The organism is Agrobacterium sp. ST15.13.013 (genome assembly GCF_027956525.1).
GTDB classification, from domain to species: Bacteria; Pseudomonadota; Alphaproteobacteria; order Rhizobiales; family Rhizobiaceae; genus Agrobacterium; species Agrobacterium salinitolerans.
Window position 1 is genome coordinate 1 of the sequence record NZ_JAQKGP010000129.1, and the last position, 366, is coordinate 366.

General features: G+C 51.9%; 1 rRNA gene. It reads right to left on the reverse strand.

What is annotated here, in order from left to right:
* Positions 1-317 (reverse strand): 16S ribosomal RNA (locus tag PL597_RS26210); the annotation flags it as partial.
* Between the last annotated feature and the right edge of the window lie 49 nt (positions 318-366).

The window sequence follows — 366 nt, forward strand, 5'->3', positions numbered from 1 at the left end:
CCAGTGTGCCTGGTCATCCTCTCAGACCAGCTAGGGATCGTCGCCTAGGTGAGCCGTTACCCCACCTACTAGCTAATCCCATCTGGGCACATCTGATGGCATGAGGCCCGAAGGTCCCCCACTTTGGTCTTGCGACATTATGCGGTATTAGCTACCGTTTCCAGTAGTTATCCCCCTCCATCAGGCAGTTTCCCAGACATTACTCACCCGTCCGCCGCTCGTCACCCGAGAGCAAGCTCTCTGTGCTACCGCTCGACTTGCATGTGTTAGGCCTGCCGCCAGCGTTCAATCTGAGCCATGATCAAACTCTTCAATTTAAGTTTGATGCTCAAAGAATTAAACTTCGTAATGAATTACGTGTTCACT